General features: G+C 70.0%; 8 protein-coding genes. 5 read left to right on the forward strand and 3 right to left on the reverse strand.

Annotated elements, in window-relative coordinates:
- Window positions 1-235 precede the first annotated feature (235 nt).
- The 3 genes from ACLBYD_RS09890 (at window position 236) to ACLBYD_RS09900 (ending at window position 2,226) form a co-directional block, all read left to right on the forward strand.
- Complete coding sequence (locus tag ACLBYD_RS09890) at window positions 236-952, forward strand: hypothetical protein (RefSeq protein WP_447816284.1); 717 nt, start codon at window positions 236-238, stop codon at window positions 950-952.
- A gap of 221 nt (window positions 953-1,173) precedes the next feature.
- On the forward strand, window positions 1,174-1,659 hold the full coding sequence (locus tag ACLBYD_RS09895) for a hypothetical protein (RefSeq protein WP_447816286.1): 486 nt from the start codon (window positions 1,174-1,176) through the stop codon (window positions 1,657-1,659).
- A gap of 117 nt (window positions 1,660-1,776) precedes the next feature.
- Window positions 1,777-2,226: a PaaI family thioesterase gene (locus ACLBYD_RS09900; protein ID WP_159418157.1), complete on the forward strand. Its 450-nt coding sequence runs from the start codon at window positions 1,777-1,779 to the stop codon at window positions 2,224-2,226.
- Between the two features lie 56 nt (window positions 2,227-2,282).
- On the opposite strand, the gene ACLBYD_RS09905 is transcribed toward ACLBYD_RS09900, so the two are convergent.
- Together ACLBYD_RS09905 and ACLBYD_RS09910 are read right to left on the reverse strand one after the other, a co-directional pair.
- On the reverse strand, window positions 2,283-3,722 hold the full coding sequence (locus tag ACLBYD_RS09905) for an NAD(P)/FAD-dependent oxidoreductase (RefSeq protein WP_447816287.1): 1,440 nt from the start codon (window positions 3,720-3,722) through the stop codon (window positions 2,283-2,285).
- Window positions 3,723-3,800: 78 nt separating this feature from the next.
- Window positions 3,801-4,856, reverse strand: a complete 1,056-nt coding sequence (locus ACLBYD_RS09910) for a tyrosine-type recombinase/integrase (protein ID WP_447816288.1) — start codon at window positions 4,854-4,856, stop codon at window positions 3,801-3,803.
- Window positions 4,857-5,007: 151 nt separating this feature from the next.
- On the opposite strand from ACLBYD_RS09910, the gene ACLBYD_RS09915 reads away from it, so the two are divergent.
- Window positions 5,008-5,232, forward strand: a complete 225-nt coding sequence (locus tag ACLBYD_RS09915) for a DUF2188 domain-containing protein (RefSeq protein WP_024101088.1) — start codon at window positions 5,008-5,010, stop codon at window positions 5,230-5,232.
- A gap of 46 nt (window positions 5,233-5,278) precedes the next feature.
- Here the strand turns inward: ACLBYD_RS09915 and ACLBYD_RS09920 are convergent, their stop codons facing one another.
- Window positions 5,279-6,475 (reverse strand): Fic family protein, encoded by a 1,197-nt coding sequence (locus ACLBYD_RS09920; protein ID WP_447816289.1) that lies wholly within the window; start codon window positions 6,473-6,475, stop codon window positions 5,279-5,281.
- 130 nt (window positions 6,476-6,605) lie between these two features.
- Here ACLBYD_RS09920 and ACLBYD_RS09925 point away from each other — a divergent pair.
- On the forward strand, window positions 6,606-6,906 hold a 301-nt coding region (locus ACLBYD_RS09925; protein WP_447816290.1), incomplete at its 3' end, for a hypothetical protein.

Below are 6,906 nucleotides of genomic sequence, written 5' to 3' on the forward strand. Positions count from 1 at the left end.
CGGATCGGCGTCCGGTGGGGCGTGAGGGGTGACGGTCACGGGCGCGGGGTGCTCCTCGGGAAGGCAGTGGTGCGGTTCGGGTCGTCGCGGATCGTGGGGAACGCGAAGGCCTTCGGAGTTAGGTTACGGAATCCTATGTGTCGACGGGAGTAGGGGATGGGGTTGCGCACACCACCCTCGGATGCAATGGTTAGGCTTACCTAATCAGGATTCACTGTCGATCAGGAGGTGTCGGATGACGACGCTGCTGCTGCCGCCCACGGCGGCACCCGTCCGCCCGTTCGAGGACACGCGCGCCCGGCTGCGCGCACTCGCCGCGGGAGCCCCGCGCGTGTATGCGATGGCCTGTATCGACGAAGAACCTCGCCGCCGCTGGTGGTTCCTCGGCGGCGGTGAACGGCAGCAGCGCATCGAGGCGCTCTACGACCGCGCCCTGCTCGACACCGAGGACCCGCGCATCGCCGTCGAACAGGTCGCCGGCGCCCTCATCCACGCCGTGGTCGGCCGCGTCCTCGCTCCCTACGCCCTCGAAGGCCGCGTCTGGGATCCGGGTCTGGACAATCTGTGGCTGCACCAGGACAGCGACGGCTGCATCGACTGGGCCGGCCTCGCCGACGACACCCTGCGGGTGCTGCCCGAGGACCGCGCCGTCGGGCAACGCGACGTGGTGGTGCTGCCGTGCGAGCAGGCGATGGCGGTGTGGACCGCGCACCGCGCCGCGACCGCGCTCAATGCCGTCCATCTCGCGCTGCGGTCCCTCGCCCCGCTCGACCGGAACCGCTTCTGGGCGATCGTCGGGCGCACCGTCGTCACCGGCGCCGCCCAGCTGCCCGTGCTCGGCGGTGCTTCTCGCCGCACCGCCGCGCGCCGCGGTCAGGCGTTGCTCGACGCCTTCGTCGCCGCCGGCTATGCCGTCCGAGGCCTTGCCGGATTAGGGCAGCCTTCCCTATAATCGAATCCGTTCCGACTGCCGGACCGCAGCGGAGTCCTGAGGGCTGCAGTGACTCCCGGTCCCTTCCCGCGGCGGGCCTCACATCCATGTGGGGCCCGCCGTCGTGTGTCCGGAGCCCTGCGCCGTCGACGCACAGCGCAACCGGCCGATCGCAGGCGCGGCGGTGGCGAACCCGGAGGATGCTGGAGGGATCCGCGCCGCGACCTGGGAAGCACCGAGAGATGACCACCCTGTGGATGATCGGAGACCTCGAACCATGGCCCGACCAGCCCACCCCCGGGCAGGTGTGTGAACCGACCACCTCCTGGACCACCCCCGGCGCGAGCGACTGCATCCGCGAACTCGTCCGGCACGTGCCCGCCCGCGTCGAGCAGATCACCGTCGACGATCGGGTCGAACTGCTCGCCCATCTCGGACACGGCTTCACCACCGTGCTCCCACCGCAGCTCGACACCCTCGGCGACGTCGTGCTCACCGGGCATCTGGTGTGGGACCGCTATCTGTGGACGCTGTACCGCACCCGACCGCACGGGCGCGCCCTGGTCGCCGAACGTCACCCGGTGATCCAGCGGACCATCAGGATCCCGACCGCGGACGCGGGTTGGTACGGCGTCGAGTACGAGGGCGCGCGGACCGTGCACCGATTCGGGCCGATCCCCGACGGCTACTCGATCGTCGCCTACGCGCTGCTGGTGACCCTGCAGTGACCACCCCGCCTGCCACGGTCGGAGGTGGGCCGGCCGAAAACCGCCATGTCCTACCATCGTTCGACGGCCACCTGTCCCGGCGGCCGGTCGACCCACGCACGAACAAGGGAAGCCCGTATGAGCGACCAGTCCACCTCCGCCCCGGCCCAGCACGACGTGCAGGCGATCAACACCGTCAACGACACCGGCTTCAACACCGCCCTCGGCCTCGAGTTCGTCGAACTCGGCCCCGATCTCGCGCGGGCCCGGTGGACGATCACCCCCACGCAGCACCAGCCCTACGGCATCGTGCACGGCGGGGTGTACTGCGCGGTGATCGAGACCGTCGCCAGCGTCGCCGGCGCCAACTGGTTGGGGGACAAGGGCAACGTCGTCGGGGTCAACAACAACACCGACTTCCTCCGCGCGACCCGCGAAGGGGTCCTCACCGCGACCGGCACCCCGGTGCACCGCGGCCGCACCCAGCAGCTGTGGCGGGTGGAGATCGTCGACGAGCAGGACCGTCTCGTCGCGCAGGGACAGGTGCGGCTGGCGAACATCACCGACGCGGACCGCATCGGGCACTGACCCGGTAGCCGGGCGGCTCCGGCCGGGGACACCGCGCCCGGCCGGAGCGCTGACGGTCAGCCCGCGGCCTGCGTCCCGCCGCGGCCCTGCCCGGCCGGCGCCTGTGCGGAGCGGTCCCCGTCCTTCGTCGAGGCCGCGCCGTTCTGCGAGTCGCCGTCGGGTTCGTCCGCGCGCATGTGCTCGAGTGCGATCCGCGCGAACACCTGCTGCTCGGTTGCCGCCATCTCGTTGCGGCCGGTGGAGAAGAACGCCTGCGCCCACGACAACAGCGTCGACAGCTTCGACGAGAACCCCACCAGATACAGCAGGTGGATGAACAACCACGCCACCCAGCCGAGGAACCCGCTGATCTCGAGTTTGCCGACCTTCGCGACCGCACTGAACCGCGAGATCGTCGCCATGCTGCCCTTGTCGAAATACTTGAACGGTTCCCGATGGCTCGGGTCGGCGCCGTCGAGGGAGGCGATGATCTGCCGGGCCGCGTACTTGCCGCCCTGCATCGCCACCTGCGCCAGCCCGGGCAACTTGTTCAGCGACATCATGTCGCCGACGACGAACACGTTCGGATGCCCCGGCAATGTCAGATCCGGCAGCACCTCCACCCGGCCCGCCCGGTCGACCTGCGCGCCGGACTGCTCGGCGAGCTGCTTGCCGAGCGGACTGGCCGACACGCCCGCCGACCACACCTTGCACTGCGACTCGATGCGCCGCTGCGAACCGTCCTTCTCCTTGACGACGAGACCGTCGGCGTCGACATCGGTGACCATCGCGCCGAGCTGGATCTCCACCCCGAGCCGCTCGAGGGTGTTGCGGGCCTTGCGGCTGAGTTTGCCGCCGTAGACCGGCAGCACATCGGAGGCGCCGTCGAGCAGCACCACCCGCGCCTCGGTCGGATCGATGTTGCGGAAGGTGCCCTTGAGGGTGCGGCGCGAGAGCTCGGCGATCTGCCCGGCCAGTTCCACCCCGGTCGGGCCGGCGCCGACCACCACGAAGGTCAGCAGCCGGGCGCGTTCCTCGTGATCGTGGGACAGTTCGGCCTGCTCGAACGCCCCGAGGATCCGGCCGCGCAGCTCGAGGGCGTCGTCGATGGTCTTCATGCCCGGCGCGAACTCGGCGAACTGGTCGTTGCCGAAATAGGACTGGCCGGCGCCCGCGGCGACGATGAGGCTGTCGAATTCGGTGGTGGTGTAGCGCTCGAGGAACCGGGAGGTCACCGTCCGGTTCTCCAGGTCGATCTTCTCGACGTCCCCGAGCAGCACCTGCGCGTTCTTCTGTTTGCGCAGCACCATGCGGGTCGCCGGGGCGATGTCGCCGACCGACAGGATGCCCGTGGCCACCTGGTACAGCAACGGCTGGAACAAGTGATGGGTGGTGCGCGCCACGACCGTGACGTCCACATCGGCACGAGCCAGGGCCTGGGTCCCGAACAGCCCACCGAAACCGGATCCGATCACGACCACACGATGACGGCGGGGTTCGGTCTGCTCGACGCTCATGGATGCTCCTTCACGTTGCCGGATGGATCGATCCCCAGTCTTGCAGTTGCCGCGCCCGCCCACAGCGCAACCGACGAGCTAACCCGGCCCGTCGCCGAGCGGCTCACGACCCGACCCGAGCAACCCGTAGACGGGGTTGTGCCGCGCGGCGTGCCGCACCGCATCGTTGGTCGCCGAGGTGTACACCTGCACGGTCTGCAACGACCGGTGCCCGAGCAGCTGCTGCAACTCGACCATCGTCGCGCCGCTGTCGGCCAGGCTCGTCGCGAAGGTGTGCCGCAACGCGTGGGCGAGCGCACCGCGTTTGCGTTCGGACTCGATACCCGCGCGGCGGTAGATGCGCCGCACCCGGTACTGCAGGGTGCCGCGGGTGATGCGCTTGCCGTCCGCGCCGACGAACAGCGGATCGGCCGGGTCGTGCCGCTCCCACACGGGCAACTCGTCACGGTCGCGGGTGCGGCGCCGCGCGGCGGGGAAACGGGCGTAGCGTTCCTCGAGATAGGCGGCGACGATCGCCGTCCAGCTGTCCTCGAGGGGGATCTCCCGTTCGATCGCGCCCTTGCCGAGTACCCGCAGCACCGGCGCCTGACGGCCGCCGAGGATGCTGCCCACATCGAGCCGGATCAGCTCGTCCGAGCGGATCCCGGTGAGCAGCAGGGTCGCGATGAGCGCCAGATCGCGTTGCGGCCAGTCCCGCGCCGACTCCGCCGGGCGTTGCGCCTCCACGGTGATGGTGTCGACGAGTTGATTGATCGCGGTGGGGGAGAACGCCTTCGGGGTGTGCTGCGGTTTCTTCGGTTGCGCGATCGAGGCCATCGGGTTGCCTTCCGACACCCCCTCGGAGACGAGGAAGTTGCAGAAGTTGTTCCACACCGACCAGGCGCGGCGCACCGACGCCGGTTGCCGCTCGGCGGCGAACGCCGCGAACGCCGACCGCAGGCCGCGCACCGTCACATCCCCGAGTGTCAGCGTCTCCTCCGACACGGCGCAGCTCGCGGCGAGATGGGCGCGCACCGCGTGCAGGTCGAGCCGGTAGGCCTTGATGGTGTGCGGGGACCGTTTCGCGGTCTGCAAGGTCTCCAGATACGACCCGATCCAGTCCGACAATCCCGGCTCGGTCGCGCTGCCCGCCACGATGCCCCTCCCGTGAAGATCCGCTCGTACAGATGTGCGAGTCCAGTGTGACAGCTGGGGCCGACGGGACGGCAGAGACCGTGTCCGGATTCGGGGAGACCGGCGCCGGGTACGCGGTGGACAACCGACCCTTCGTGGAGAGGAGCACCCCATGCCCGCCGGCGATGTCGAGACGTTCCATCAGGACGGCTCCTGGCACAACCGCATCGAGGGCTCGAGCGACCTGCTCGGCACCTATCCCACCCGCGAGGAGGCCGTCGCCGCCGGTCGTGACGAGGCGCGCCGCCGCAAGGTCGAACACCTCGTCCACAACCTCGACGGGACGATCGGCGAACGCAACACCTACGGTCACGACCCGCGCGACATCCCGGGCTGATCGACCCCGAAACCGACCGTCGCCGGGTCGATCGATACCGAGGAGGTCAGCCGCGGCGCCGCTTGGCGCGCGCGGCGAACTCGTCGAGCACCCGCACCACGTCCTTGGCCTGCCAGATGCGATTGCGGCGCCCCTCGGTGATCTGCGTGAGGATCCCCGCGTCCACCAGCCGATCGATGGCGATCTGCGCGTTGGCGCCGGTCACCGACAAGGCCGCGGCGGCCGAGCGGTTGTCGATCACCGGCTGGCGCAACAACACGTCCACGAGCCGGTGCACTGCCGAATCCCGCCGCGCCGTCACCCGGGACCGCCACAGCTCGCGTACCGCCTCGAGATCGGCGACAAGGGTGCGGCCGTTGGCGACCGCCGCGAACGACGCGTCGACGATCGACCGCACGATCGGCCCGATGTCCCCGGCGCGGTAGGCGCCGAGCGCATCGAAGTACTCCCCGGTGTTGTGCAACAGGCCCGCCGAGACCGGCACGGCGACACTGCGGGTGAGCTGCCCGCCGCGCAGCATCGCCTGGATCAGCGCGCGGCCCACCCGGCCGTTGCCGTCCGGGAACGGGTGGATGGTCTCGAACTGCGCGTGCGCGACCGCGATCTGCGCGACCACCGGCAGATCCACCCGGTTGGCGAAGACCACCAGATCGTCGATCAGCTCGGGCACCCGCGCGTGGTGTGGGGGCACGAACTGCGCGGTGTGCGGGCCCAGACTGCCCCCGCCGATCCACACCTGCTGGGTGCGCCACCGTCCCGCGATGGCCGGATCGTCGTGCTCGAGCAGCGCGTGGTGCATCCGCAGGATCGCCTCGGCGTCGATCGCGTCGGACAGCTCGAGCGCCGCGCGCATCGCCCGCACGTTGCCGACGATCAGGCGGGCGTTGCGGGAGGCGTGTTCGCCGAGTTCGGCGAGCGCGATCTGCCGCGCCCCGCTGGAGAGGTTCTCGATCTCCGAACTCGAGGCGCTCTCGGTGCGCAGCAGGATGGAGGCGAACGGGGCGGTGATGTGCCCGACCTCGACATCGAAGCGGGTCAGTTCCGTGGCGGCTTCCTCGGTGAGGGCCTGCAGTTCGCCGTCGAGCGGGACGGGCCGGTGGGCGATGAAGGGGGGTACCGCGGCGCGGTAGGGGCCGGTGGTCAGGCGCTTCTCCCGCCGCGAGCCGTAGGCATCGCTGCTCACCCATGGGTGGTCATCGTAGGTGACCGCGGGCCAGCCGGACTCGACGTCAACCGATGCCATCCCCGGACCATACCATCGGATAGTCGATTATCCGATGGTATGGATCGGCCGTGCGTTCGGATCGGGCCCGTATGCACGGCCGGAACCGGGGGTTTGGGCCACGGGTGGTTCGGACGTATGGTGCAGGGCCATGGCATTGCCGACCTTCGACATCGACACGCCCATTGCCTATCGCGTTGCGCAGCACAACATCCTGCAGAGACTCGATGCCGGCGACGACGCCGGGACCGTGCGGGAGGAATGGCGGCAGACCATCGAGCGCATCATCGACAACCATCTCGCCGGCCACGACGCGCTGACCTTCGTGACCGCTCCCGCGCTCGCCCCGGTCGACTGGATCCAGCGCACATCGAGGACGAGATGGCGCCGTCGACGAGTACGGCGTCCCGTCCGCCCTCTACGGTCGCCGTCGCGGCGGGATCCCGCGCGCC

Source organism: Rhodococcus sp. C26F (genome assembly GCF_053345925.1).

What these genes read in the sequence shown, in the direction of transcription:
- ACLBYD_RS09890 (WP_447816284.1), top strand. Translation starts at nt 236, where the DNA reads ATGACGACGCTGCTGCTGCCGCCCACGGCGGCACCCGTCCGCCCGTTC.
- ACLBYD_RS09895 (WP_447816286.1), top strand. Translation starts at nt 1,174, where the DNA reads ATGACCACCCTGTGGATGATCGGAGACCTCGAACCATGGCCCGACCAG.
- ACLBYD_RS09900 (WP_159418157.1), top strand. Translation starts at nt 1,777, where the DNA reads ATGAGCGACCAGTCCACCTCCGCCCCGGCCCAGCACGACGTGCAGGCG.
- ACLBYD_RS09905 (WP_447816287.1), bottom strand. Translation starts at nt 3,722, where the DNA reads ATGAGCGTCGAGCAGACCGAACCCCGCCGTCATCGTGTGGTCGTGATC.
- ACLBYD_RS09915 (WP_024101088.1), top strand. Translation starts at nt 5,008, where the DNA reads ATGCCCGCCGGCGATGTCGAGACGTTCCATCAGGACGGCTCCTGGCAC.
- ACLBYD_RS09920 (WP_447816289.1), bottom strand. Translation starts at nt 6,475, where the DNA reads ATGGCATCGGTTGACGTCGAGTCCGGCTGGCCCGCGGTCACCTACGAT.